Here is a 23,497-nt window from a genome sequence, read left to right as displayed (position 1 = left end):
CACGTCATGCGCATTCTCGTCCTGGGCTTCACCGGTTACCTGGGCGCACACGTCACCGAGCACCTGCGTGCCCTGCCGGGCGCGCTGGTGCTCGGCGGCGGCCGCTCCCCGGGCGCCGACGTCGACGTCGACCTCGCCGTCGTCCGCCCGGAGCAGCTGGCGAAGGCCCTCGCGTCGGCCGCACCCGACACCGTGATCAACTGCGCGGGCGCCACCGGCGGCGACGCCGTCACGCTCGCCGAGGTCAACGCCCGGGGTCCCGCCGTCCTGTGCGCCGCCCTGCGCGAGGCGGCCCCCGCGGCCCGGCTGGTGCATCTGGGGTCGGCCGCGGAGTACGGCCCCGGTGTCCCGGACGCCCCGGTGACGGAGTCGGCGGCCACCCGCCCGGTCGGCTCCTACGGGGCGACGAAACTCGCGGGCACGGTCGCGGTGACGACCTCCGGTCTGGACGCGGTGGTCCTGCGGGTGGGCAATCCGGTGGGCGCCGGAGCACCGCCCACCGGGCTGCCGGGCCGGATGGCGGCGTTGCTGCGCGAGGCCGGCGGCGACCCGGAGGCGGTGCTGCGGCTCGGCGACCTGTCCGCCCACCGCGACTTCGTCGACGTACGGGACGTGGCACGGGCGGCCGTGCTCGCGGCCACGGCCCCCGGCCCGCTGCCCCCGGTCCTCAACATCGGCGGGGGCCGGGCCGTCCCGGTGCGCGACCTGGTGCGGACCCTGGCCGACCTGGCCGGGTTCCGCGGCCGGATCGAGGAGACCTCGACCGGTTCGGCCCGTTCGGCGCCGGTGTCGTGGCAGTGCTCCGACGTCTCGGCCGCCGAGGAGGCACTGGGCTGGCGCCCGGCCCGCACCCTCACCGACGCGCTGGGCGCGCTGTGGGAAGGCGGCCGCACCCCGTGACCCTGCTGATTCCGCTGTACGTCCATCCGGCCGAGGACCCGGGCGCCTGGCACCGGCTGATCACCGCCGCGCGGCACACCTACGGAGTCGTCCTGAACCCGGCGAGCGGACCGGGCGAGGTGCCCGACCCGGCGTTCACCGCCGCGGCCGGTGCGCTGCGGGCCGCGGGGGCGCGGCTGCTGGGCTACGTCGACACCGACTATGGGGTGCGCGACCTCGCGGACGTCACCGAGGACGTGCGCCGTCACCGGGAGTGGTACGCGGCGGACGGCTGCTTCCTCGACCGGGTGACGGCGACCGTGGACGGGCTCGCGGCCTGCCGGCGGCTGGTGCGGACGGTACGCCGGCTGGGCGCCGGGACGGTGGTGCTGAACCCGGGGGTCCATCCGGCGGCCGGGTACGCCCGCCTCGCCGACCTGACCGTCACCTTCGAGGGCCACTGGTCGACGTACGTTGCGGCCTTCAGCCGCCCGGCGTGGACGGCACGCCACCCACCCGGGCGGCTGTGCCACCTCGTCTACGGCGTGCCCGACGCGCTCGTTCCGCTCGCCGTGCGCACCGCGCACGAGCGCGGAGCGGGGGTCTGCGGCCCGGTGACGGGTGAACCGCCGAACCCGTGGGCCGAGTTGACTCCGGCCCTCACCCAGGCGGAGCGATGAGAGGGCGGGTCCTGTCCGGCGCTGCGTTGCTGACCGCGCTGGCGGCCGCGGCGCTGGCGGGCTGCTCGGACGGCGGTCCCGCCCCGGCCGAGCCGCGGTGGAAGCCCCGTCCGGGCCTGGCCTGGCAGTGGCAGCTCGACGGCAGGGCCGATCCGTCGGCCGACGTGCCCGTCTACGACATCGACGGCTTCGAGAACTCGGCGGCGGACGTGGCCCGGCTGCACCGCGCGGGCCGGAAGGTCATCTGCTACGTCAACGTGGGCGCGTGGGAGGACTTCCGGCCGGACCGGGACGCCTTCCCGCGCTCGGTGCTCGGCGAGCCCAACGGCTGGGACGGCGAACGCTGGCTGGACATCCGGCGGTTGACCGTCCTGCGGCCGATCATGGAGCGCCGCTTCGACATGTGCCGCGACAAGGGCTTCGACGCGGTGGAACCCGATCTGGTGGAGGGTTACGGCAACGACACCGGCTTCCCGCTCACCGCGCGCGACCAGCTCCGCTACAACCGCATGATCGCGGACATCGCCCACGAGCGAGGGCTGTCGGTCGGCCTGAAGAACGACCTCCCGCAGATCCCGCAGCTCGTGTCCCACTTCGACTTCGCGGTCAACGAGGAGTGCGCCCAGTACGACGAGTGCGACGCGCTCTCCCCGTTCGTCGAGGCGGGAAAGGCGGTGTTCCACGTGGAGTACACGGAGCCCAGAAGCGGTTTCTGCGCCGACTCCCGCCGGCTGGGACTGTCGTCGATGCTGAAGAGGCCGGAACTGGGAGTGTGGCGCAGTCCTTGCTGAGGGGGCCCGTGCACCGCCCTCCCCCGCGGCGGGCCAGCCGGTCCGGCAGGATGGTGTGATGGCTCATCGCTTCGTCGGCATACCGGAGTTGACCGGCACGCCCCGGGTCGCGGTCGTCATCGACGTCATGCGCGCCTTCACCGTGGCCGCCTGGGCGTTCTCGCGCGGGGCGGAGCGGATCGTCCTGGCGTCGACGGTGCGCGAGGCGCTCGCCCTGAAGGAGAGCCGGCCGGGCTGGCTGGCCCTGAAGGACGGGGCGCCGGTGGAGGGCTTCGACCTGGTGAACTCCCCCGGCCTGATCAGGACGAGCGATCTCACCGGTCGCACGCTGGTGCAGAAGACGACGGCCGGCACGGTCGGCGCGCTGGCCGTCGCCGGCGCGCCGCTCGTGCTGTGCGCGAGCTTCGTGGTGGCCGGTCCGACCGCGCGGTTCCTGCGGGCGGGGGCCGCCGGTCCGGTGACCTTCGTCGTCACCGGCGAGGAGGGCCGGGCCGAGGAGGACCTGGCCTGCGCGGAGTACATCGGCGACCGCGTCGCCGGGGGTGCGGTCGAGGCGGGGCCGTACCTCCACCGCGCGCGGACCTCCCGGGCGGCGGCCGATCTCACGAGCGGCCGGCGGGCGGGTAGCCATCCGGACGACGTGCGGCTCTGCCTGGAGATCGACCGGTTCCCCTTCGTGATGAGGGCCCGTCAGGAGGACTCCCTGACGGTGCTCCGTCCCGTCGCGGTACCCGATCCGTCGCCGGGCTGATCCGGGCGGGCGGAGCGTCAGCGGCACTGCCGGGGTTCCCGCAGGCACGGCAGGTGGCCCTTCCCGCGGATCACCTTCTGACTGGTGGACTCGTCGAGGTAGGCCAGGAAGCTGGCCGCGAGGGAGTCGGCCGGGGCGGGGCCGTAGGTGTAGGCGTACTCGACGTCCTTGTAGGGGTACGGTCCGGCGCCCAGGTCGATCCGCTCCTCGTCCGGCCAGTCGCCGTCCAGAGGGACCGTGGTCACCTTGCCGCCCCGCTCCTTCGCGAGGCCGACCTCGCTGTAGCCGATGGCGCCGGGCTGTTCCTCCACCTTGTCGAGCACGGCCCGGGTCGAGCCGAGTTCGCAGCGCGTGACCGTGCCGTCGGGCCGCGTGGGCGGCCTGCAGTCCAGTGAGGTGCTCGGGGCCCGCTCCCACCCCTTGAGCACCCGGTCCTGGAAGATCTGCCGCGTGCCGGACTCGTCCCCCCGGCTGACCAGGACGATCGGCAGGTCGGCGATCTCCGTCCGGCCGGGTACGACCTCGCCCCAGCGCCGGTACCTGCCCGCGTAGATGTCCCGCACCTGCTGCGGGGACAGCCCTTGCGGGCCGAGGTGGATGTCGCGGTGGACGACGAGGGTGAAGAAGGACAGCGCGACCTCGTGCCCCGTCAGTTCCCAGCGCTCCCCCATCGGCCCGTCCGAGAACGCGATGACGGACCGTGCGGCGCCCGGCGACCGTTCGCCCAGCTCCGCGAGCCCGGAGACACCGTCCTCGCTGCCGCGCGCCTCGACGGAGATGTCGACGCCCTGGCACTTGCTCTCGTACTGGTCGGCGATCGTCCGGACGACGGGCTCGAAGGCGGTCGAGCCCGTCAGGGTCAACTCGCCCTGCTCGCACTCGATCGGGTTGCCGACGCGCAGCACGATGATGCCGGCGAGGGCGAGCACCGCGAGGGCCAGCGCGCCGCTGAGCAGCCGGGCCGGGAGGCTGAACGTGCGCTGTTTCTCGTCCGGTTTGGGAGCGCTGTTGCGGTGGACCCGGCCGTCCCGCAGGCCGCCGATCAGCTTGACGTCCCCTTCGGCCGGGCCGCCGGAGAGCAGGACCAGCAGCTTGAAGTGGTCGCCCGGGTTGAGCGGGACACGCGGGATCGTCACCGTGCTGCCGACGTGCTCGAAGCCGTTGGCGTTGGTGAAGTGACTGTTCAGGTGCTCGATGCCGGACGGCTGGGTGACCGACACGGCCTGGACCGTGCGGCCGGTGAACTCGGCGGTCAGGCCGTGGACTTCGGACGAGGTGTAGTCGTTGTCGGCGACGCTCTGCGAACCGTCGTTCTCGATGCGCAGCAGTACGAGCGACGCGTCGGCCATGTTGGGTACGTCGAAGTCGCCGAGGCGGGGGTTGGACGCCCCGTCACCTATCGGGCTGTCCATCTGGACGCGGTAGCCGATCAGCTTGCGGCGCGGCACCCGGCGGTCGTACAGGAACATCGCGATGGGCACGAGGAGACCGAGGACGGACGTGCCGATGGCGATGACGTTCTCAAGGCTCAGCCACTCCACTGGTGGTCCCCCGCCACTCCCAGAGCTCAGATGGTGGGGTCACCGTATGTCTGGCCGAACAGTCCGTCACGAGTGGGGCGGCAGTGTTCGCTTGCCGTTCAACTTCGCTGCGCTTCGACGCCCTGTATCCGCAGGCGGGCCCGTGAATCACCGCCCGGCGCAGCCGCGTCGCGCGGCTCGCGCGACTCCTGGCGTGACCGGGGTGGGACGAGCCGGTGCCGGGGTAGACGGAGCAGCATGCCTGAAGTGATCCAAGCCGGCGGCTGGGGTGTCGTGGCCGGCTCCGCCCTGCTGCTGGGAGCGGTGCTCGGCTACCGGCTGCACGTTCCGCAGAAGGTCATCGCACTGGTGATGGCCTTCGGCGCCGGTGTGCTGCTCTCGGCCGTCTCCTTCGAACTGGTCGGTGAAGCGTACGACGAGGCCGGACTCGTCCCGGCGGCCCTCGGCACGCTGGCCGGGGCGCTGGCCTACACGGCCGGCAACCTGTGGCTGGCCGGCCGCGGCGCCCGGCACCGCAAACGCTCCGGCCACCATCCCGCCCAGGCGCAGCCCTCCGAGGAGGAGGACAAGGGCTCGGGGCTGGCGCTGGCCCTGGGCGCGCTGCTCGACGGCGTCCCCGAGTCCGCGGTCATCGGGGTCGGCCTGTTGAACGGCGGCGCCGTCAGCGCGGTCACCGTGGCGGCGGTGTTCATCAGCAACATCCCCGAAGGACTGTCCAGTTCGGCCGGCATGAGGAAGGCGGGACGCGGCAAGGGCTACGTCTTCGGGGTGTGGGGTGCGATCGCCGTCGCGAGCGCCGTCTCCGCCGTCCTGGGCTACTCCGTGGTCGGGGGTTTCTCCACGGCGGTGATCGCGGCGGTCACGGCCGTGGCCGCGGGCGCGATCCTGGCGATGATCGCCGACACGATGATCCCGGAGGCGTTCCAGGAGGCGCACCTGGCGATCGGGCTGGTGACCGTCGGCGGCTTCCTGGTCTCGTTCGCCTTGTCCCACGCGTAGCCGTTGCCTTCACCCTCCTTCATTGCAAAGCCGCGAGGGAAGACCCGTTGCATTACACCATCCGGTTGCAACGATTTGCTCGACTTGAGCTGGAGATAAGCCCATCGGGCGCAATAAATCAGTTGCTCATATCGTGAACGCAACGTAGCGTTTCTGACTGTTGAAACTAAATGGCAGTCAGGGGGGACCATGGAGCCAGGACGAGGACAGGGGCGGGCAGGGCCAGGCGCCCTCACCGCCTTCGCCCGGTTCGTGGTCTGCGGCGGCGGGGTGGGGATCGCGTCCAGCTTCGCCGTGACGGCCGCGGCCTCCGTGATGCCATGGATCCTGGCCAACGCCCTGATCACGGCGGCGTCCACGCTCCTCGCCACCGAGTTGCACGCCCGTTTCACCTTCGGGGCGGGCCGGCACGCGAGCCGGCGCCAGCACGCACAGTCGGCCGGATCGGCGGTGGGCGCCTACGCGGTGACCTCCGCGGCGATGCTCGCCCTGCACCTGCTGACGACGCCCGGCGCGATGCTCGAACAGGCCGTCTACCTGTCCGCCTCCGCACTCGCCGGTGTCGCGCGGTTCGCCGTCCTGCGCCTCGTCGTCTTCGCACGGCGGCAGGCGCAGCCGGAGAAGCAGCGGGCACGGGGCGAACGGCAGCGGATGCGGACGGAACAGCAGCGGGTACTGACGGAGCACCAAAGGGCGTCGGCCGCGCGACGGCGGACCCGGACCGCACCCGCCGCCCTGGCCGCCCTCCCGTGCCCGCCTCTGATCCCCGGCACGACGGGGATCGGCCCGGCCGCACTCTGCCGGACCGCCTGAGCCCACCCGGGGCGCCCGGTGGCGGGCCACTCAGTCCGGCCGGCGCAGCCCCGCGACGAGGAGCCCGACCAGCCGGCGCGCGTCGTAGCGGGTGTCGCTCTCGGCCCCGATGCACAAGTTCCCGATGCCGCGCATGAGTTGGTAGGCATCCAGATCGGGGCGGATCTCACCGGAGGCGGCGGCCGCTTCGAGGAGCCGGGCGCACACCGGCAGGAGGCGGTCCAGGAAGTAGGCGTGTAGCGTCTCGAATCCCGCACTGTCCCCCTGCATCGCGGCGGCCAGGCCGTGCTTGGTGACCAGGAAGTCGACGAAGAGGTCCACCCAGCGTTCGAGGGCGGCGTGCGGCGTCGGGCCGGCCGCCAGCAGGGCCGGTCCGGCCTCGGCGCAGGCGTCGACCTGGTGGCGGTAGACGGCGATGACGAGGTCCGCCCGGGTGGGGAAGTGACGGTAGATCGTGCCCGTCCCGACGCCCGCCCGGGCCGCGATGTCACGCACCGGCGCCTCCACTCCCGAGGTGGCGAAGACCGCAGCGGCCGCGTCCAGCAGGGTCTGCTGGTTGCGCCGGGCGTCCTTGCGCCGGGACTTCGCCGAGCTTCCCGCGCGCTCGTCGTTCTCGTTCACCGCGGCTTCCTTCCGTGCTGTTGCGAAACGGAACATCGTTCCGTATCTTAAATGGAACAACGTTCCGCTTCTTCATGATGACAGACCCGGAAGCGGTCGACCAGGCGCCCGTGCGCACGCGATGTCACGTGGCCGCCCTCACCCACGCCAAGAGCCGAGAGAAGGCCCTGCCATGCCCCACGCCCGTCCCGCGCACGACCGGCGGACCGCCGAGCCGCCCGCCACCGTGCTGTCAGCGAAGCCGGTCGTCCTGCCCGCCCCGGACCGCGGTGAGGACCTGCACGTCCGGGTGTCCGCCCCCGCGACCGGTCACGATCTGCCCGTCGTCGTCTTCTCGCACGGCTTCGGCTCCTCGATGGACGGCTACGCCCCGCTCGCGGACCACTGGGCCGCCCACGGCTTCGTCGTCGTCCAGCCCACCCACCTCGATTCCAGGACACTCGGCCTGGCCGCCGACGACCCCCGCACCCCGCGCATCTGGCGCTTCCGCATCGAGGACCTCACGCGGGTGCTGGACGGACTCGACGTGCTGGCGGCCTCCGTGCCGGGCCTCGCCGGACGCGTCGACCACGACCGCGTCGCCGTGGCCGGCCACTCCTGGGGAGCCCAGACCGCGAGCGCGCTGCTGGGCGCGCGGGTCCTCGGACCCGACGGCGTTCCCGGCGAGGACATGTCCGACCCGCGCGTCAGGGCCGGTGTGCTGTTCGCCCTCACCGGACTCGGCGACGACCTGACCCCGTTCGCCGCCGAGCACTTCCCCTTCATGCGGCCGTCGTTCGACACCATGGCCGCACCGGCCCTGATCGTGGCCGGGGACAACGACCAGTCGCGTCTCTCCACACGCGGTCCCGACTGGTTCACCGACCCGTACACCTACAGCCCGGGCGGCAAGACCCTGCTCACCCTGTTCGGAGCGGAGCACTCGCTCGGCGGGATCCCCGGCTACGAGGCCGCCGAGACGACCGACGAGAGTCCCGCACGCGTCGCCCTGATCCAGCGGCTCACCACGGCCTGGCTGCGCGACGCCCTCTGCGGGGAGGACACCGGCTGGAAGGCGGCGGCGACGGCGCTGGAGGAGGACCCCGAACCGCTGGGACGGCTGCAGAGCAAGTAGCCGCCGATCAGGGCCACCGTCGAGCCTCCGGTGTTCCCGATCAGTTCGAGTCGATGCCGGCCGCGCCCGCTCGCGGCCGGCAGAAGCCCTGGGCCGGGCCGGCAGAGCCCTGGGCCGGCAGGAGCCCGGTGCCGGCAGGAGCTCGGAGCCCTGCTCGCCGCAGTAGCCGCTCCTGTCGCCACCGGCGGCACCGGCGGCACCGGCGGCGCCGAAGCCGTCGAGGCTGGAGAAGCACGCGCGGGGGGGGATCCGCGTTCACGGCGTCGTGTCGGAGGTGACCAGCCACGCCACGAGCGTGCGCCAGTGCTCGGGCCGGTCGGTGTCGCGCGGGCCGATGAGGTACACCTCCTCCACGAAATCCTGCGCGGTCATGCCCTTCCGGCGGGCGTGGGAACCCGCGGCGGCGTAGGCGAGGTCCAGGTCGTCGTGCGGTCCGGTGTGGGTGGTGACGGCGGCCGTCCGCTCGGGCAGGTGCAGCTCCCGCACGGTGGCCGGCGCTCCCGGCGGCAGCGGAGTCTCGGTGGGGAGGTAGACCGTCGCACGGCCGTGGCCCTCCGTGAACAGCGTGTGCGCGTAGCGGCCGCCCGGTGGCAGCACGGGTCGCGGTCCCGCCACCGCGTCCAGTTCCCGCATCGCCGTGTCGTACCAGCTCAGATCGGCTCCGGGCGGGACGTCGAGGGACACGGCGAGGACACGCCGGGCCGGCAGGACCTCCAGGCTCACGGTCCGCGCGGCCTCCGGGTCGAGGAGTTCGCGCAGCGCCTGCGCCGCCCGCTGGGTGCGGCCGAGCCGGTCCTCCAGCCGCCGCAGGTGAGCGGCGACGATCTCCCGCGCGCCGTGGTCGCCTGCCTCCTCTCCGGCGGCCTCGGCCCGCAGGTAGTTCCGCAGATCCGCCAGCGGGAGGTCGAGCTCCCGGAACCGCCGGATGGTCAGCGCCGGCCCGACCTGGGCGAGCGAGTAGTAGCGGTAGCCGGTGCCGGGGTCCACCTCGGCGGGGACCAGGAGGTCCTGCTCGTGGTAGCGCCGGAGCGCCCGGATGCTGAGGTGCGTGAGGCGGGAGAACTCCCCGATGGTCAGTCGCCGGTCCAACGCCGTCCTCCTCGTCGTGGGTGTCCGGATCCGGACGGGGCCGGATCCGGCCCCGTCTTTCAGGTCGCGGGCTCGATGTCGAGCAGGGTGATCTTCCCCCGGGCATCGCGCTCGAAGGTGAACCGAAGGGTGACCGGGCTGCCGGGGAAGTCGCCCGAGACCGCCGCCACGGCTCGGCACGCCGCGGCGGTGCCGGTGACCTCGCGCAGGTCGTACACCACGGCCGGGACCTCGCCGTGCCAGCGGCGCACGGCCGCGAGCCCCCGATGGCTCCGGCCGTCGTCGTGGACGAGGGCGTCGTCGGCGAAGAGGGCGGCATGGCGCCCGTGGTCGGTGTCCACCGCCGCGGCGAAGTACTCCTCGGCGAAGTCCCGCGCTTCAGCCGCCTGCGCCTCCGCCACCGGCACCTCCGCCACCGGCGCTTCCGCCACCGGCACCTCTGTCACCAGCGCTTCTCTCACCTCTGCTCCGCTCACCTCTGCTCCGCTCACCTCTGCTCCGCTCACCTCTGCTCCTCTCACTCTCGCGTCTGTCATCTCTCGCTCCTCGGGATCAGACGGTCCGGATGGTGCCGCCGTCGACGACGAGTTCGGTGCCGGTGACGGAACTCGCCCGGTCGGAGACCAGGAAGGCGATGGCCTCGGCCACCTCCTCCGGCTCGGCGGGCCGCCCCAGCGGGATGCCGCCGAGGACGCTCATGAGGTCCGCCAGCGCCGCCTGCCTGGTGATGCCGGACTCGCTCATCCGGCGGCGCAGCAGATGCTCGGCGCCGTCGGTGCGGATGAAGCCGGGGGCGACGCTGTTGACCCGGAGACCGGCGGGCGCCAGTTCGTTGGCCAGCCCTTTGCTGTACGTGGCCAGGGCGCTCTTGGCCGCGGCGTACGCGAGGGTCGACTCGTGCAGCGGCATACGGCGCTGGATGGACGTCACGTGCACGATCGCACCCGTGCCGCGGTCCGCCATGGCCGGGACCAGGGCGCGGTCGAGCCGGACCGCGGGCAGCAGGTTGAGTGCCAGTTCCTCGGCCCAGGTCTCGTCGTCGAGCACCGCGTAACCGCCGGCCGGGGCGCGGGATCCGCCCACCAGGTGCACGAGGACGTCCGGGGTGCCGACGAGCCGGGTGACGTCGCGGGCGGCCGTGGCGACACCGTCGGAGGTGCTGAGGTCGGCCCGGACCGACCGGACGTCCGGCGTCTGCGGGGGCGTCCGGGCGATGGCCACGACCCGTGCCCCCGCCTCCTGCAGCCGGCGGACCGTGGCCAGGCCGGCTCCCTTGCTGCCGCCCGCCACCACCGCGCTGCGACCGTCGAGATCTGTGCTGTTCATGGAGGCGACCCTGGAGTCTCCCCCGGGGAGAGGGTCAAGCCGGGTCGGCCGCTCGGCCGCGCCCCCTCCCCCGACGCCCGGCCCGTCAGGCGCTCGCGCGGACGACCAGGCGCGTGGGCAGGATCAGCGGGGTGGGGTCGTGACCGCCGACCGCTGCGACCAGCATGCGCGCCATCTCCCGCCCGAGAGCCGCTATGGGCTGGTGGACGGTGGTGAGGGGCGGATCGGCGACCTGAGCGACGGTCAGGTCGTCGAAACCCACCACGGCGACGTCGGAGGGCACCGCCCGCCCGGCCGCACGCAGGGTGCGCAGCGCACCGGCGGCCATGTTGTCGTTGGCGGCGAACACCCCGTCCACGTCGGGGTGTCCGGCCAGCAGCGCGGCCATGGCGGCGGCTCCGCTGGGCTCGGTGAAGTCCCCTTCCCCGGCCGGCAGCGGATCGAGACCGGCGGCCAGCAGGGCGTCCCGGTAGCCGCGGTACCGGGCCCGCCCGGCCTCGGTGTCCAGACGCCCGCAGATCGCGGCCACGCGCGTGCGGCCGCGCGCCACCAGGTACTCGGTCGCCTCGCGCGCTCCCCCGACGTTGTCGACGTCCACGTACCAGCGCGGGACCGCACCGACCGGGCGCCCTCCGAACACGACCGGCATCTCCGCCCCCGCGGCCGCGGCGGCCAGCGGATCGTCCTCCCGCAGCGCCATCAGCATGACGCCGTCGGCGCCCTTGGACCGGAAGAGTTCCTCCACGCGCTTGCGCCCCCGGTCGGAAGCGGCCAGACACAGCATCAGGTGCAGGTCGGCCTCCTCCAGTGCCTGCGACGCCCCGACGATCACCTGGGCGTAGAACGGATCCGCGAAGATCGACGGGTCCTCTCCCGACACGACCAGTGCGGCAGCGCCGGTCTGCCGGGTGGCCAGGGCGCGGGCGGTGGGATTGGGCACGTAACCGAGCTGCCGTACGGCCCGTTCGACCGCCTCCCGCTTCGCGCGGCTGACGTGCGGTGCGTTGTTGAGGGCGCGGGAGGCCACCGAGCGGGAGACACCGGCGCGTTCGGCCACCTCGTCGAGCGTCGGCTGCCGACGCGGGGCACCTTCTGCCATGGAGCAACTCGCCTTTCCTCACGAACGGGCGATCAGCCTCTCAGCTGGGAGCGCTTCCAGTCCTGACACCACCCGTGCCATCTGCTCCACACATGGAGTGGTGCACCGACTCTTGACAGCTCAACCACCCGGCCGGACGATACCGAGCACACCCCGAGAACCCCCTGTGCACTTGGGAGCGCTTCCAGTGGGAGCGCTCCCAGTTCGTCGCGTCCCGCACCCGACACACCCCCACCAGGAATCGAGGTTCTGTCATGCGCCGTGCACTCCTCGCCTTGGCCGCGGCCGTCTCCGCCGTGCCGCTGGCGCTCGCCACCGCGCCCTCCGCGCACGCGGCCGACCCGACCGGTCTGACCAGCGGTTTCTACGTGGACCCGGACTCCAGCGCGAAGAGGTGGGTGGCCGCCAACCCCGCTGACGGCCGCGCCGCCGCGATCAACGCCTCCATCGCCAACACACCGATGGCCCGCTGGTTCGGCTCCTGGAGCGGCAGCATCGGCACCGCCGCGGGCGCCTACGCGGGGGCCGCGGACCGCGTGGACAAGCTGCCCCTCCTCGTCGCGTACAACATCTACAACCGCGACTACTGCGGCGGCCACTCGGCGGGCGGAGCCGCCTCGCCGTCCGCGTACGCCGACTGGATCGCCCAGTTCGCCGGCGGGATCGGCAGCCGCCCGGCCGTCGTCATCCTCGAACCGGACTCCCTCGGGGACTACGGCTGCATGACCCAGGCGCAGATCGACGAGCGCGAGAGCATGCTCAGCGGCGCCCTCGCCCAGTTCAGCCGCCAGGCGCCCAACACCTGGGTCTACATGGACGCCGGCAACCCGCGCTGGGCCGACGCGGCGACCATGGCCCGGCGCCTGCACGAAGCCGGACTCCGGCAGGCCCACGGCTTCTCGCTCAACATCTCCAACTACATCCCCACCACCGAGAACACCGCCTACGGCAACGCCGTCAACCGCGAACTGAGCTCCCGCTACGGCTACACCAAGCCGTTCGTCGTCGACACCAGCCGCAACGGCAACGGCTCCGACGGCCAGTGGTGCAACCCCGCGGGCCGCCGCATCGGCACTCCCACCCGGCTGGGCGGAGGCGCCGAGATGCTCCTGTGGATCAAGGTGCCCGGGGAGTCGGACGGCAACTGCGGCGTGGGACAGGGCTCCTCGGCCGGGCAGTTCCTCCCCGAGGTCGCCTACAAGATGATCTACGGCTACTGATCCCGGACTGCCGGGAAGGGCCGCGCCGACCTCCCCAGGTGTCGCGGCCCTTCCTGTCCAGCGGGCAAGCGATTACCCCGGACCGCCGGTCCTACACCTCCTCCTTCGCGAGTGGACCGCCCGGTCCGGCTGGACGACGACCCCTGCACGGTCTCCTGGACCGGGCCCAGCGGTACGGCGGCGCCGGTCGGTGCCGGTCAACGCCATCCCCGGCAAGCGGCGCGTGCGCGGTGTGGTCGTCTTCCCCCCTCCGGGTCCGGGAGCACCCGGAGCGCACCGGCCGCGGTCCCGTTCCGAGGAGTGGACGCCTGTTGGCGCCGGGCCGCAGCTGCTGTAGAAATATGCCTCATGAATTCCGAGTCCTTGGTGCGACGCCTGGTCATCGACCTGTGCCGACGCCCGGGCTCGTGTTGTCGCTGAATTCGCTGTTCTGACGCGCCCTGCCGTGCGGTGACGCCACCCGCACCGGGCCGCTCCCCGCGCTCCGTACCGCAACGCGCGCTCTCCCCTTCGTTCGGCATGACTCCCGCCCGGGGCCGGTCGCCCCCTGCCCGCGTGCAGGGGCGGCCGCTCACGTCCCGGCGCCCTTGGAGGACTCCAGGTGTCCACAACTCCCGCACTGCGCGATCCCGTCGGCCCGCCCGAGGCGCCTCCCGAACCCCGTGCCCCGGCACGGGACGTATGGCCACGGGTGCGCCCCGTCGCACTGCCGTCGGGCTCGCTCCTGCTCTTCCTCGCCCTGTGGCACCTGCTCGCGGCGAGCGGGACGTGGAGCGAGACGCTCGTTCCCGAGCCGGTCACGGTGTGGGACGCGTTCGTCGACGTCTCGACCACCCACGACGGCGTCCGCGGCTACAACGGGACCACGCTCGTGGAGCACCTGGGCATCAGCCTGCGGCGCATCGCACTGGGTGCCGGCATCGGCGTGGTCGCCGGCGTGGTCCTCGGACTGCTGATGGGCACCGTCGGCTGGATGCGTTCGCTGTTCGAGCCCTGGATCACGTTCCTGCGCACACTGCCGCCGCTGGCGTACTTCTCGCTGCTCATCATCTGGCTGGGCATCGACGAGGAGCCGAAGATCACGCTCCTCGCGGTGGCCGCCTTCCCGCCCGTCGCGGTGTCCACGACCACGGCCGTCGCCGCCGTGCCGAAGCACCTGATCGAGGCCGCCCGCGCCCTCGGCGGGTCCCGCTGGGACGTGGTGCGCGACGTCGTCGTCCCGTCCGCCCTGCCGGAGACCCTCACCGGAGTCCGGCTCGCCGTGGGCGTGGCCTACTCCTCCCTGGTCGCGGCCGAGTTGGTCAACGGCCTGCCCGGGATCGGCGGCATGGTCAAGGACGCCGCCAACTACAACAACACGCCCGTGGTGCTCGTCGGCATCATCGCCATCGGCGTCTCCGGCCTGATCATCGACGGCCTCCTGCTGCGGCTCGAACGCGTGGCCGTCCCCTGGCGCGGCCACGCCTAGCCGGCCCTCCCCCGGCCCGTCTCCGTCCTGCCCGTCCCTCGCACAGAAACGGCTCCACCATGTCCCCTGCCCCGCACGGCCCCTCCCGCCGGCTCCTCCTCGCCGGGGCCCTGGCCGCGGTGTCCGCCGCCGTCACCGGCTGCTCCTCCGACAGCGCGGCCTCGGCGTCCGGCGGCTCCCGGCGGCTGCGCATCGGCTACTTCGCCTTCCCCAGCGGCGACCTGCTCGTGAAGCACAGAAAGCTGCTGGAGAAGGCCCTGCCGGACCACGAGATCACCTGGATCAAGTTCGACTCCGGTGCCGGCGTCAACCAGGCCTTCCTCGGCAAGTCCCTGGACATCGCGGCGCTGGGCTCCAGCCCGTTCGCCCGCGGGGTGTCCGGCAGTTCGCCCATCCCGTACAAGGTCGCCTGGATCCTCGACGTCGCGGGCGAGAACGAGGCACTGGTGGCGCGCAAGGCCACCGGCATCACCGAGGTCGCCGGGCTCAAGGGGAGGAAGATAGCCACTCCCTTCGCCTCCACCTCCCACTACAGCCTGCTGGCGGCGCTGGAGACGGCCGGTCTGAAGCCGTCGGACGTCGAACTCGTCGACCTGCAGCCGCAGCCCATCCTCGCCGCCTGGCAACGGGGCGACATCGACGCCGCCTACGTCTGGCTGCCGACCCTCGACGAGCTGCGGGCGACCGGCACCCAGCTCACCAGCAGCAAGGAGATCGGCGCGGCGGGCAAGCCGACCCTCGATCTGGCCGTCGTGTCGGACGACCTGATCGCCAGGGACCCCGAGGCGATCGACGCCTGGCGCACGGCGCAGGCCGAGGCCCTGCGCCTGATCAAGTCCGACCCGGACGGCACGGTCCGGGCCGTCGCCGCCGAACTGGGCATCCCCGCCGAGGACGCCCGGGCGCAGCTCGCCCAGGGCGTGTTCCTCACCCCAGAGCAGGTGGTCTCCGCCGACTGGCTGGGCGCGGACGGCAGCCCGGGCAGGTTGCTCGGCTACGTCACCGACACCGGAGCGTTCCTGGCCGACCAGAAGCAGATCCCCGCCGCGCCGTCCGAGGACGTCGTCCGCAAGGCGTTCTACCTGAAGGGACTGCCCGATGTCCTCGGCTGAGACCACCCGCGGCACCCCAGCGAAGGGCACCTTCGGGCGGGACGCCTCCGGCGCCGGATCGGTCCGCATCGACCACGTCACCCACCGGTACGGCCGGGCCGGCGAGACCTTCACCGCCGTCGGCCCGGTCGACCTGACCGTGCCGGCCGGGGAGTTCCTGGTCCTGGTGGGCGCCTCCGGCTGCGGCAAGAGCACGCTGCTGCGGCTGATCGCCGGGTTCGAACGGCCCACGCACGGCTCGGTGCGCGTCTCCGGCGCCGAGCCGCGACCCGGTGAGGCGGCGGGCGTGGTGTTCCAGTCACCGCGGCTGTTCCCGTGGCGGACCGTCCGGGGCAACATCGACCTGGCGCTGCGGTACGCGGGGGTGGACCGTGCGCAATGGCCGCGGCGGCGCGCCGAGTTGCTGGCCCGGGTCGGGCTCGAAGGCACCGAGAGGCGGCGCACCTGGGAGATCTCCGGCGGTCAGCGGCAACGCGTCGCCATCGCCCGGGCGCTCGCCGCCGAGAACCCCCTTCTGCTGCTGGACGAGCCGTTCGCGGCGCTGGACGCGCTGACCCGGGAGCGGCTGCAGGAGGACCTCCGGCGGGTGACCGAACGGACCGGGCGGACCGCGGTGTTCGTGACGCACTCGGCGGACGAGGCGGTGTTCCTCGGCTCCCGCATCGTGGTGCTGACCAGGAGCCCCGGCACCGTGGCCCTGGACCTGCCGATCGACCTGCCGCGCGGCGACGTCGACGCCGAGGAGCTGCGCAACTCGGCGGAGTTCGCCGAGCTGCGCGCGCGGGTGTCCCACGCCGTCAAGGCCGCCGCGGCGGCCTGAAACCCGTCTCACATCACACGAAAGGACCCGAACCATGAGCGTTCTCAGCGAACGGCCCGCCGTGGCCCCGCTGCCCCTGACCCGGCTCGGCCCCGGATTCGGCGCCGAGATCGACGGCATCGAGCTCGGTCGCCTCGACGACGACCAGGTGCTGGCGCTGCGCGAGGCCCTGGTGGCGCACAAGGTGCTCTTCGTGCGGGGGCAGCAGGACCTCGACGACGCCGCCCAGATCGAGTTCGGCAGGCGCCTGGGCGAGGTGACCGTCGGGCACCCGGTGCACGACTCCGGTGACGTGGCGCCCGAGGTGTACTCCCTGGACAGCCAGGACAACGGGTTCGCCGACGTGTGGCACACGGACGTGACGTTCGTCCGGCGCCCGCCGGCGATCTCCGTCCTGCGGGCGGTGGTGCTGCCGCCCCACGGCGGCGACACCAACTGGGCCGACAGCCAGCTCGCCTACGAGTCGCTGTCGCCGGGCCTGCGGGACTACGTCGACACGCTCACCGCCGTCCACGACGGCAGCCGCGAGTTCGGCTACTACCTGGCCCAGCGCCGTCAGGGCCGGGGCAACGTGTGGGAGGGCGAGGTGTTCACCGCCCTGGAGCCGGTGGAGCACCCGGTGGTGCGGGTGCACCCGGAGAGCGGCCGCAAGGGCCTGTTCGTGAACCCCGGGTTCACCTCGCACATCGTGGGCGTCTCGGAGCACGAGAGCCGGGGCATCCTCGACATCCTGTACGCCCACCTCACCAAGCCCGAGCACGTGGTGCGCCACCGCTGGCGGCCGGGTGACGTCGCCCTGTGGGACAACCGCAGCACGGCCCACTACGCCAACCGCGACTACGGCGACCGGCATCGCGTCATGCACCGCATCACGCTGCGCGGCGACATCCCGGTCGGTCCGGCGGCGCCCGGGCGGTGACGAGGCCGGCCTGCTCCGGGCCGGTGGCGCAGTGACCTGCTGTCGGCCGGCGCGGGGCGACCTGCTGCCGACCGGTGCGGTCGACCCGCCGGCAGCGGCCGGTGACGGAGCCACCCGGTTCGGCCGCTGACGCGACGACCGGGTTCGGGCCACGGCGGCCCGAACCCGGTCGGTTCACCGTCCCCTGCGAAGGGGACGTCAGCGCTCGGCGCCTCCGTATCCGCCGTGTTCGCTCCGTGCGCTCTTCGAGGAGCGCGCGGCGGCGCCCGCGGCGGCGAGGGCGAGCAGCAGGGCGAGCGCGCCCGTGATGATGTTGTTCACGACGGTCCGGGTGGTGTCGACGTTGCCGGCCACCACCCAGGGCGCCACGATCGCCCACGCGCCCAGGGCGCAGGCGGCCCAGGCCATGCTGTGCATGCGGTCGTAGGCACGGCCGAAGCCGCCGCTCATCAGCAGGGCGTAGCCGATCCCCGTGATCAGGTTGGTGATGGCGAGACGGGCGAACCCGCCGCCGTTGAAGCCGACGATCCACGGGGAGGCCGCGAGGTAGAGGCCGGTGAGCAGGGCCAGGGTCTCGATCGCCTGTGCCCTCGGGGTCGTCGAGGCCCTCTCGGCCGCCTCGTGGCGCTGCCTCATGTCGATGATGTCGGGGTGGGTCTCCATGGTCGACCCGGAACTGGGTGACGTCACTGCGATCGCCTCTGGAAACGGTCCGGGCAAGCGCTCGAACCGTGCTGCTGTTCTGCGGTGGTGAACCGGACGGGGTCCAGGTCCGCTGGGCCCCGCGCCCGCATGGGGCACCGCGAGGGCGGGCCTTGGTGCCGGCCCGCCCGGGCGACGGCGTCTCTACGACTCGGGGCCGCGGGCCTGCCCGCGGGCCTCCCCAGCCGTGGTCTGCGCCGATCGACGGGCCTGATCCGCGACCTGGCCGGCCTGCTCGGTCGTCTGTTCCTTCGTGGAGCGCGCCGCCTCGGTGGCGGTGTCCTTGACCTCCTGGGCGGCCTGGCGACCGGCCTCGGTGGCGTCCTCCTTCAGCTGCCGGGCGGATTCCAGCGCGGCCTGTTTCACCGGTTCGACGGCCTGTCCGACCTGGTCCGCCGCCTGTTCCTCGACCTGCGAGGTGGGCAGCAGGGATGCGGTGAGCAGTCCGGCGCCGAAGGCGATCAGCCCTGCCGCGAGAGGGTTGCCCTCGGTCTGCCGCATCGCCTGCTCCGGTGCCTGCCGCACGGCCTCCTGCGCCTGTCCGGCGGCCTCCCGGGCGGTGTCGGTGACCTTGCCGGCGGCCTGGCGTGCGGTGTCCGCTGCCTGGCCGGTGCTGTCCTGCACCGACCGGGCGGCCTGCCGGGTGCGGTCGGTGGTCTGCCCGGTGATCTCCGAGGCGCTGCCCATGACCCGTTCCCTCACGCCGTGCAGTGCGCCCCGGGCTCGCCGGGTGCGACGCCGTACCATCTGGCGGGGGCGGGCGTGGTCGGCCAGCCTGGAGACGTCCTCGGACAGTCTTTCCCGCGTGGATTCGATGTCGGCCCTTATCCGGTCGGGTGCCGTGCCCATCGCATGTCCTCCTTCAGTGTCTCCATGGTCTGCTCCGGCTTGGGCGACACGGTGCGCATCTGCGTGCGGCCGCGACGGTAGAGGACCAGGCCGATCACGGCCCACAGTGCGGTGACGATCAGTGCGGCCCAGGCCAGGTCCATGACGTTGGCGAGGCCGAACATCGCCGCCAGGGTCAGCAGGACGGCCACCATGTAGCCGGCGAATCCCGCGCCGCCGAACATCCCGGCGGCTTTGCCCGCCTTGGTGGCCTCTTCCCGGATCTCGGCCTTGGCCAGTTCCACTTCCTGGTGGAGCAGGTGCTGCACGTCCGACGTCACCGTCGACAGCAGCTCCCCCATCGAACTGTCCTCCTGGCCGCGGTGCTTCGGGGCGTGTGTCCGCGTGGCGTGCGGCATGAGCGACGACATGTCACGCACCCCGGTATCCCTGGAGTTCCGCCGCCGCCGGGTCCTCCGGCAGGCTCCCCGTGACGGGCACGGGCGGCTGCGCGGACGGACCGGGCCCGAAGCCCTCGGCACCGCCGTCGGCCCCGCCGCCCGCCGTACCACCGGCCCCGGCCGCCGTACCACCGGCCCCGGCCGCCTTGCCACCGGCCTTGGCGAGCCGCCCGACCGCGAATCCGGCCAGGACCGCCCCACCGAGGAAGGCGCCGGGGCGCCGGCGGGCGAAGTCCTCCAGGTCACCGACGAGGCCGCCCACTCCCCGGCTGTCCAGATAGTCAGCCGCCCGGTGACCGCGGTCGGCCGCCTGGGCGACCAGGCCCTTCGCGGGTGAGTCCGGGGCACCGTCCCCGAGACCGGACAGGTCGTCCGCCCAGCGGCGCACGACCTCCGCTCCCCGCCGCGCCTGGTTGTCGGCCTCCTCGGCAATCCGCGCGCGCAGGTCGCCGGCTACCGCGCCGGCCTGCGCCCGGACCTCACCGGCGACGTTACCGGCCTGCTCGGCGGCCGTCGCGGCTACTTCACTCGCCCCTTGCCGGGCCTGACCCGCCGTGGCCGACGCCTCCTGCTTCGCCGTCTGCCCGGCCTGCTGAGCACGCTCGGTGCTCGCCTTCGCCATCTCGCTCATGAGTCCTCTCCCTGAGGCACCGCCCCTGTATCTGCTCCGGCGGCCGTCCGGCACGCACCCTCCACGGTTAACCCTCTCGGCCGTGACAAAACGGTATTAACAGGTGTTTTTCGTGCCGGATTCGCCCTGGTCCACAGCCGGCCCGGAGGGGACTCCGCAGTGACCGGGAAGGACTCGACGGTGACCGGGTGAGCCGGGTCCCGACGGACGGGGACTCAGCCGCGGCCGGGGAGCCGGCTGCGACCGGTGAGGGTTCGGCCGGCGACTCCGCCGGCGCGGCCAGGAGCCGGGCGTCGACGAGGAACCGGTTCGGGGCCGGCAGGGCGAACGGCTCGGCGAGCCGGTTGCCGTACTGCGCCGCCGGAGTGTGGGCGGGTGGCGTCGGGGACGGCGTCGAGCCGTCCGGTCCGGCTTCGGCGGCCCGGGGCGGCGGCGAGCCGGCCGGCGCCCCAGGTACGGCTGTTGGTGCTCCGGGTGGGCGCCCCGGCGACGGCGACGGGTCTGGACGGTCACGTCGTACCAAGGGAAGGCGATGGCACCGCGCTCGCTCGTCAGCGGCGGCCGGGTGTGCGGCGAGGGATGCAGCCGGCCGTCCCGTCCAGGGCGACGGCGGCGGGGCGGGTCCTGTGAGGGCTCAGGCGTACTCCTTCCGCTCCGGTGAGTCCCGGTGAGGGGACGCGCTCACGGACGTCCCGCGCCGGCGAAGGGCACCTGCGCGGAGGGGGCCGTCGGCCGGCCGGCGGGGTGCTGCCACAGGCCCCTGGTGCGCAGCCTGGGCAGGACGCCCTCGCCGAACCAGTAGGCCTCCTCCAGGTGCGGGTAGCCGGAGAGGACGAACTCGTCGATGCCCAGGGCCGCGTACTCCTGGATCCGCTCGGCGACCTCGTCGTGGCTGCCGACCAGGGCGGTGCCCGCGCCGCCCCGCACCAGGCCGATCCCGGCCCACAGGTTGGGGTGGATCTCCAGGCCGTCGCGGCTGCCGCCGCCGTGCAGGGCGAGCATGCGCCGCTGGCCCTCCGACTCGCTGCGGGCGAGCCCGGCCTGAACCGACGCCACCGTCTCCGCGTCGAAGCCGGACAGCAGCCGGTTCGCCTCCGCCCAGGCCTGCTCCGACGTGTCACGGGTGATGACGTGCAGCCGGATGCCGAAGCGGAGGGTGCGTCCCTCCCGGGCCGCCAGCGCCCGCACCCAGTCGATCTTCTCGGCGACCTGCGCGGGCGGCTCGCCCCAGGTCAGGTACACGTCGGCGTGGCGGGCTGCGACCTCTCCGGCGATCGGTGAGGAGCCGCCGAAGTACACCTGGGGCACGGGGTCGGGCACCCGTGCCAGGCGCGCGTCCTCGACCCGGAGGTGCTCGCCGTGCAGGTCGACGGTCTTTCCCGCCCACAACTCCCGCACGACCTGCAGGAATTCGCCGGTCCGGCGGTAGCGGGCGTCCTTGTCGAGGAAGTCGCCGTAGGCGCGCTGCTCATGGCTCTCGCCACCGGTCACGACGTTGAGCAGCAGACGCCCGTCCGTCTGCCGCTGGAAGGTGGAGGCCATCTGCGCGGCGAGCGTGGGTGAGACGAAACCGGGCCGGAAGGCGACGAGGAACTTCAGGCGCTCGGTCCGCTGGCTGACCATGGCCGTGGTCAGCCAGGCGTCCTCGCACCAGGCGCCGGTGGGGGTGAGGGCGCCGACGAAGCCGAGGTCCTCGGCAGCGCGGGCGATCTGGCTCAGGTAGCCGACCGTCGGCGGCCGGTCGCGGCCGGTCTCCGTCGCCGGGGTGCCGTGGCCGCCGCCGACGACATGGCGGCTGTCGCCGTTGGTGGGCAGGAACCAGTGGAAGGTGAGGGACACGCAGGGCTCCGATCGGGTGCTTTGGGGGGAATCGTCGGTCAGAGGAGTCCGTGCCGGGGCGGCCTGGTGCCGTTCAGCACGTAACGGCCGATGTGCTGGACCTTCCAGCGGGCCGGGTCGTGCAGGGAGTGGGTACGGGCGTCCCGCCAATGGCGGTGCAGGCCCAGGGAGTCGAGCGCCGAGCGGGTGCCCGCGACCTCGAAGAGGGCGCTGCCGAGGTCCACGGCGGCCTCCGCCGCGGCCACCTTGGCGGCGGCCACGGCGATGGAGGCCGCGGCGGCCGAGTCGTCGGTCAGCCCGGCCCTTGCGGTGTCGACGGCGCGGGCGGCCTCGCGCAGCAAGGCCTCGGCCGCGCGGACCCGGACGGCCAGTTCACCGAACCGCTGGATCAGCAGCGGGTCCTCGGCCGCGGTGGCATGCCCCTCGTCGACGCTCTCGAACCAGGGGCGGCTCTTGGCCCGCACGAACTCCACCGCCTCGGCCAGTGCGCCGGCGGCGATCCCCGTGTCGATGGCGGCGTGCAGCAATTGAGCGACGGCGCCGTGGAGTTGGGGGCCCCGGAAGGTGAGGTGGTGCGGGACGACCCGGTCGGCGGGGACGGGCACCGACTCCAGACGGACGGTTCCGCTGGCGGTGGTGCGCTGCCCCATGCCGTCCCAGTCGTCGACCACCGTGAGGCCCGGGGCGTCCCGGGGTACGTAGGCGACGTGCAGGGTGTCGTCGTCGGCCCGGGCGAGGACGGGGATCCAGTCGGCGAACAGGGCGCCCGTGGAGTAGTGCTTGACACCGTCGAGGACGTACGAGCCGTCCGGCTGCGCGGTGAGCCGGGTGCGGAGGTCCTGCACGTGCCGGGTCCCCGCCTCGGACTGGGCGTTGCCGAACCGCCTGCCGGCCAGCACCTCCCCGAAGAAGAACGCCTGCTGCCCGTGCGTGCCCTGGCGGCGCAGCACGTTGACGTACACGAAGTGACTCTGCGGGATCTGGGCGAGGCTGGCGTCGGCGGTGGCCAGCAGCCGGAACACCTCGGCGAGCGTGCCCGCGCCGACGTCCGCGCCGCCGAACCCGGCCGGTACCGACACGCCGAGCAGCCCGGACTGCGAGAGCCGGTCCACCTCCGCGTGCGGCAGCCTGCGGTGGGCGTCCCGCTCGGCCGCGCCCTTGCGGAACTCGGCGGCGAGCCCGGCCGCGACGGCGAGGGCCTCGGCGTCGTCGGCGATCACATGCGCGGTGCTCATCCGGTGGCCGCCAGGAGGGTCGTGCGGCCGCCCAGTGCGGCGGAGAACTGGTCCGTGACCTGGGCCAGGGCCTCCGCGGAGCCCGGTGCGACGGTCAGGGTGCCGTCGTCGCCCGCGGTGATGTCCTTGTCGAGGGTGAACCAGCCCGGGACGATGTGCGTGGCGCCCATGGAGCTGAGGACGGGGCGCAGCGCGTAGTCGATGGCCAGGACGTGGGCGACGGAGCCCCCGGTGGCCAGGGGAAGGATCGTCTTGCCGGCCAGCGCGTACTGCGGGAGCAGGTCGAGCAGGGACTTCAGCAGTCCGGAGTAGGCGGCCTTGTAGACGGGGGTGCCGACCACGACCCCGTCCGCCCCCTCGACCAGTGCCGTGGCCCGGACGATGGCGGGGTGCCGGAAGTCCGCCCCGAGCAGGGCCTCGGCGGGCAGGTCGCGGACGTCGAAGGGGATCACCTCGTGTCCGTGTGCGGTGAGCCGCTGGTCGAGGTGGCGCAGCAGGCGCGCGGTGCGGGAGGTGGCGGAGGGGCTGCCGGAGACGGACAGGATCGTGGCCATGTCGG

General features: G+C 73.3%; 25 protein-coding genes. 12 read left to right on the top strand and 13 right to left on the bottom strand.

Annotated elements, in window-relative coordinates; translation table 11 throughout:
- Window positions 1-6 precede the first annotated feature (6 nt).
- The 4 genes from ACPXCS_RS25490 to ACPXCS_RS25475 are packed head-to-tail and all read left to right on the top strand — an operon-like array spanning window position 7 to window position 3,101.
- On the top strand, window positions 7-900 hold the full coding sequence (locus ACPXCS_RS25490; RefSeq protein WP_425949538.1) for an NAD-dependent epimerase/dehydratase family protein: 894 nt from the start codon (window positions 7-9) through the stop codon (window positions 898-900).
- Window positions 897-1,559: a spherulation-specific family 4 protein gene (locus ACPXCS_RS25485; RefSeq protein WP_425949536.1), complete on the top strand. Its 663-nt coding sequence runs from the start codon at window positions 897-899 to the stop codon at window positions 1,557-1,559. The genes ACPXCS_RS25490 and ACPXCS_RS25485 overlap by 4 nt, the downstream gene beginning before the upstream one ends.
- Window positions 1,556-2,350, top strand: coding sequence for an endo alpha-1,4 polygalactosaminidase (locus tag ACPXCS_RS25480; RefSeq protein WP_425949534.1), 795 nt, complete (start codon window positions 1,556-1,558; stop codon window positions 2,348-2,350). The genes ACPXCS_RS25485 and ACPXCS_RS25480 overlap by 4 nt, the downstream gene beginning before the upstream one ends.
- 58 nt (window positions 2,351-2,408) lie before the next feature.
- Window positions 2,409-3,101 (top strand): 2-phosphosulfolactate phosphatase, encoded by a 693-nt coding sequence (locus ACPXCS_RS25475; protein WP_425949532.1) that lies wholly within the window; start codon window positions 2,409-2,411, stop codon window positions 3,099-3,101.
- A gap of 17 nt (window positions 3,102-3,118) precedes the next feature.
- Here the strand turns inward: ACPXCS_RS25475 and ACPXCS_RS25470 are convergent, their stop codons facing one another.
- A complete protein-coding gene (locus tag ACPXCS_RS25470) occupies window positions 3,119-4,642 on the bottom strand; it encodes a substrate-binding domain-containing protein (RefSeq protein ID WP_425949531.1) in 1,524 nt (507 codons plus the stop codon).
- A gap of 237 nt (window positions 4,643-4,879) precedes the next feature.
- Here ACPXCS_RS25470 and ACPXCS_RS25465 point away from each other — a divergent pair, with 237 nt between their 5' ends.
- On the top strand, window positions 4,880-5,641 hold the full coding sequence (locus tag ACPXCS_RS25465) for a ZIP family metal transporter (protein WP_425949529.1): 762 nt from the start codon (window positions 4,880-4,882) through the stop codon (window positions 5,639-5,641).
- Window positions 5,642-5,830: 189 nt separating this feature from the next.
- Window positions 5,831-6,454, top strand: a complete 624-nt coding sequence (locus ACPXCS_RS25460; RefSeq protein ID WP_425949528.1) for a GtrA family protein — start codon at window positions 5,831-5,833, stop codon at window positions 6,452-6,454.
- 30 nt (window positions 6,455-6,484) lie between these two features.
- On the opposite strand, the gene ACPXCS_RS25455 is transcribed toward ACPXCS_RS25460, so the two are convergent.
- Window positions 6,485-7,111 carry a TetR/AcrR family transcriptional regulator gene (locus ACPXCS_RS25455; RefSeq protein ID WP_425949526.1) on the bottom strand — a complete coding sequence of 209 codons (627 nt, stop codon included), beginning with the start codon at window positions 7,109-7,111 and terminating at the stop codon, window positions 6,485-6,487.
- A gap of 136 nt (window positions 7,112-7,247) precedes the next feature.
- Between ACPXCS_RS25455 and ACPXCS_RS25450 the strand changes: the two genes are divergently transcribed.
- Complete coding sequence (locus ACPXCS_RS25450) at window positions 7,248-8,189, top strand: alpha/beta hydrolase family protein (RefSeq protein ID WP_425949525.1); 942 nt, start codon at window positions 7,248-7,250, stop codon at window positions 8,187-8,189.
- 255 nt (window positions 8,190-8,444) lie between these two features.
- On the opposite strand, the gene ACPXCS_RS25445 is transcribed toward ACPXCS_RS25450, so the two are convergent.
- From ACPXCS_RS25445 to ACPXCS_RS25430, 4 genes are all read right to left on the bottom strand, one after another.
- Entirely contained in the window at window positions 8,445-9,278 is an 834-nt protein-coding gene (locus ACPXCS_RS25445) for a MerR family transcriptional regulator (protein ID WP_425949524.1), read from the bottom strand.
- 59 nt (window positions 9,279-9,337) lie between these two features.
- Window positions 9,338-9,724, bottom strand: a complete 387-nt coding sequence (locus ACPXCS_RS25440; protein ID WP_425949522.1) for a nuclear transport factor 2 family protein — start codon at window positions 9,722-9,724, stop codon at window positions 9,338-9,340.
- Between the two features lie 106 nt (window positions 9,725-9,830).
- Entirely contained in the window at window positions 9,831-10,604 is a 774-nt protein-coding gene (locus ACPXCS_RS25435) for an SDR family oxidoreductase (RefSeq protein ID WP_425949520.1), read from the bottom strand.
- 85 nt (window positions 10,605-10,689) lie between these two features.
- Window positions 10,690-11,703 carry a LacI family DNA-binding transcriptional regulator gene (locus ACPXCS_RS25430; protein ID WP_425949518.1) on the bottom strand — a complete coding sequence of 338 codons (1,014 nt, stop codon included), beginning with the start codon at window positions 11,701-11,703 and terminating at the stop codon, window positions 10,690-10,692.
- A gap of 254 nt (window positions 11,704-11,957) precedes the next feature.
- On the opposite strand from ACPXCS_RS25430, the gene ACPXCS_RS25425 reads away from it, so the two are divergent.
- The 5 genes from ACPXCS_RS25425 to ACPXCS_RS25405 all read left to right on the top strand — a co-directional run bounded on the left by ACPXCS_RS25425 (window position 11,958) and on the right by ACPXCS_RS25405 (window position 17,242).
- The gene (locus tag ACPXCS_RS25425; RefSeq protein ID WP_425949517.1) at window positions 11,958-12,923 is read left to right on the top strand and encodes a glycoside hydrolase family 6 protein; all 966 of its coding nucleotides are present in this window, start codon (window positions 11,958-11,960) and stop codon (window positions 12,921-12,923) included.
- Between the two features lie 601 nt (window positions 12,924-13,524).
- A complete protein-coding gene (locus tag ACPXCS_RS25420) occupies window positions 13,525-14,391 on the top strand; it encodes an ABC transporter permease (protein ID WP_425949516.1) in 867 nt (288 codons plus the stop codon).
- A gap of 59 nt (window positions 14,392-14,450) precedes the next feature.
- The gene (locus ACPXCS_RS25415; RefSeq protein WP_425949514.1) at window positions 14,451-15,503 is read left to right on the top strand and encodes an ABC transporter substrate-binding protein; all 1,053 of its coding nucleotides are present in this window, start codon (window positions 14,451-14,453) and stop codon (window positions 15,501-15,503) included.
- Window positions 15,490-16,323, top strand: coding sequence for an ABC transporter ATP-binding protein (locus ACPXCS_RS25410; RefSeq protein ID WP_425949512.1), 834 nt, complete (start codon window positions 15,490-15,492; stop codon window positions 16,321-16,323). Before ACPXCS_RS25415 ends, ACPXCS_RS25410 begins: the two co-directional genes overlap by 14 nt.
- A 34-nt stretch (window positions 16,324-16,357) precedes the next feature.
- Window positions 16,358-17,242 (top strand): TauD/TfdA dioxygenase family protein, encoded by an 885-nt coding sequence (locus tag ACPXCS_RS25405; RefSeq protein WP_425949510.1) that lies wholly within the window; start codon window positions 16,358-16,360, stop codon window positions 17,240-17,242.
- 198 nt (window positions 17,243-17,440) lie between these two features.
- Here the strand turns inward: ACPXCS_RS25405 and ACPXCS_RS25400 are convergent, their stop codons facing one another.
- From ACPXCS_RS25400 to ssuE, 7 genes are all read right to left on the bottom strand, one after another.
- Window positions 17,441-17,905 (bottom strand): SPW repeat protein, encoded by a 465-nt coding sequence (locus tag ACPXCS_RS25400; RefSeq protein WP_425949635.1) that lies wholly within the window; start codon window positions 17,903-17,905, stop codon window positions 17,441-17,443.
- A gap of 183 nt (window positions 17,906-18,088) precedes the next feature.
- Window positions 18,089-18,793: a DUF3618 domain-containing protein gene (locus ACPXCS_RS25395; RefSeq protein WP_425949509.1), complete on the bottom strand. Its 705-nt coding sequence runs from the start codon at window positions 18,791-18,793 to the stop codon at window positions 18,089-18,091.
- The gene (locus tag ACPXCS_RS25390; RefSeq protein ID WP_425949507.1) at window positions 18,769-19,203 is read right to left on the bottom strand and encodes a phage holin family protein; all 435 of its coding nucleotides are present in this window, start codon (window positions 19,201-19,203) and stop codon (window positions 18,769-18,771) included. The genes ACPXCS_RS25395 and ACPXCS_RS25390 overlap by 25 nt, the downstream gene beginning before the upstream one ends.
- Before the next feature lies 1 nt (window position 19,204).
- Window positions 19,205-19,864, bottom strand: coding sequence for a hypothetical protein (locus ACPXCS_RS25385; protein WP_425949505.1), 660 nt, complete (start codon window positions 19,862-19,864; stop codon window positions 19,205-19,207).
- A 681-nt stretch (window positions 19,865-20,545) separates the two neighbouring features.
- Window positions 20,546-21,703 (bottom strand): LLM class flavin-dependent oxidoreductase, encoded by a 1,158-nt coding sequence (locus tag ACPXCS_RS25380; protein WP_425949503.1) that lies wholly within the window; start codon window positions 21,701-21,703, stop codon window positions 20,546-20,548.
- A gap of 38 nt (window positions 21,704-21,741) precedes the next feature.
- Window positions 21,742-22,938: an SfnB family sulfur acquisition oxidoreductase gene (locus ACPXCS_RS25375; protein ID WP_425949502.1), complete on the bottom strand. Its 1,197-nt coding sequence runs from the start codon at window positions 22,936-22,938 to the stop codon at window positions 21,742-21,744.
- Complete coding sequence (gene ssuE, locus ACPXCS_RS25370; protein WP_425949500.1) at window positions 22,935-23,492, bottom strand: NADPH-dependent FMN reductase; 558 nt, start codon at window positions 23,490-23,492, stop codon at window positions 22,935-22,937. Before ssuE ends, ACPXCS_RS25375 begins: the two co-directional genes overlap by 4 nt.
- Window positions 23,493-23,497: the final 5 nt, after the last annotated feature.

Origin of the sequence: Streptomyces sp. DT190 (assembly GCF_049846985.1) — a bacterium.
Lineage (GTDB): Bacteria > Actinomycetota > Actinomycetes > Streptomycetales > Streptomycetaceae > Streptomyces.
This window is presented reverse-complemented; position numbering and strand designations above follow the sequence as displayed.

Coding starts and splice junctions, on each gene's coding strand:
- ACPXCS_RS25490 (WP_425949538.1), top strand. CDS start 7: ATGCGCATTCTCGTCCTGGGCTTCACCGGTTACCTGGGCGCACACGTC.
- ACPXCS_RS25480 (WP_425949534.1), top strand. CDS start 1,556: ATGAGAGGGCGGGTCCTGTCCGGCGCTGCGTTGCTGACCGCGCTGGCG.
- ACPXCS_RS25475 (WP_425949532.1), top strand. CDS start 2,409: ATGGCTCATCGCTTCGTCGGCATACCGGAGTTGACCGGCACGCCCCGG.
- ACPXCS_RS25465 (WP_425949529.1), top strand. CDS start 4,880: ATGCCTGAAGTGATCCAAGCCGGCGGCTGGGGTGTCGTGGCCGGCTCC.
- ACPXCS_RS25460 (WP_425949528.1), top strand. CDS start 5,831: ATGGAGCCAGGACGAGGACAGGGGCGGGCAGGGCCAGGCGCCCTCACC.
- ACPXCS_RS25455 (WP_425949526.1), bottom strand. CDS start 7,111: ATGTTCCGTTTCGCAACAGCACGGAAGGAAGCCGCGGTGAACGAGAAC.
- ACPXCS_RS25450 (WP_425949525.1), top strand. CDS start 7,248: ATGCCCCACGCCCGTCCCGCGCACGACCGGCGGACCGCCGAGCCGCCC.
- ACPXCS_RS25435 (WP_425949520.1), bottom strand. CDS start 10,604: ATGAACAGCACAGATCTCGACGGTCGCAGCGCGGTGGTGGCGGGCGGC.
- ACPXCS_RS25430 (WP_425949518.1), bottom strand. CDS start 11,703: ATGGCAGAAGGTGCCCCGCGTCGGCAGCCGACGCTCGACGAGGTGGCC.
- ACPXCS_RS25425 (WP_425949517.1), top strand. CDS start 11,958: ATGCGCCGTGCACTCCTCGCCTTGGCCGCGGCCGTCTCCGCCGTGCCG.
- ACPXCS_RS25415 (WP_425949514.1), top strand. CDS start 14,451: ATGTCCCCTGCCCCGCACGGCCCCTCCCGCCGGCTCCTCCTCGCCGGG.
- ACPXCS_RS25410 (WP_425949512.1), top strand. CDS start 15,490: ATGTCCTCGGCTGAGACCACCCGCGGCACCCCAGCGAAGGGCACCTTC.
- ACPXCS_RS25405 (WP_425949510.1), top strand. CDS start 16,358: ATGAGCGTTCTCAGCGAACGGCCCGCCGTGGCCCCGCTGCCCCTGACC.
- ACPXCS_RS25400 (WP_425949635.1), bottom strand. CDS start 17,905: ATGGAGACCCACCCCGACATCATCGACATGAGGCAGCGCCACGAGGCG.
- ACPXCS_RS25395 (WP_425949509.1), bottom strand. CDS start 18,793: ATGGGCACGGCACCCGACCGGATAAGGGCCGACATCGAATCCACGCGG.
- ACPXCS_RS25390 (WP_425949507.1), bottom strand. CDS start 19,203: ATGTCGTCGCTCATGCCGCACGCCACGCGGACACACGCCCCGAAGCAC.
- ACPXCS_RS25385 (WP_425949505.1), bottom strand. CDS start 19,864: ATGAGCGAGATGGCGAAGGCGAGCACCGAGCGTGCTCAGCAGGCCGGG.
- ACPXCS_RS25375 (WP_425949502.1), bottom strand. CDS start 22,938: ATGAGCACCGCGCATGTGATCGCCGACGACGCCGAGGCCCTCGCCGTC.
- ssuE (WP_425949500.1), bottom strand. CDS start 23,492: ATGGCCACGATCCTGTCCGTCTCCGGCAGCCCCTCCGCCACCTCCCGC.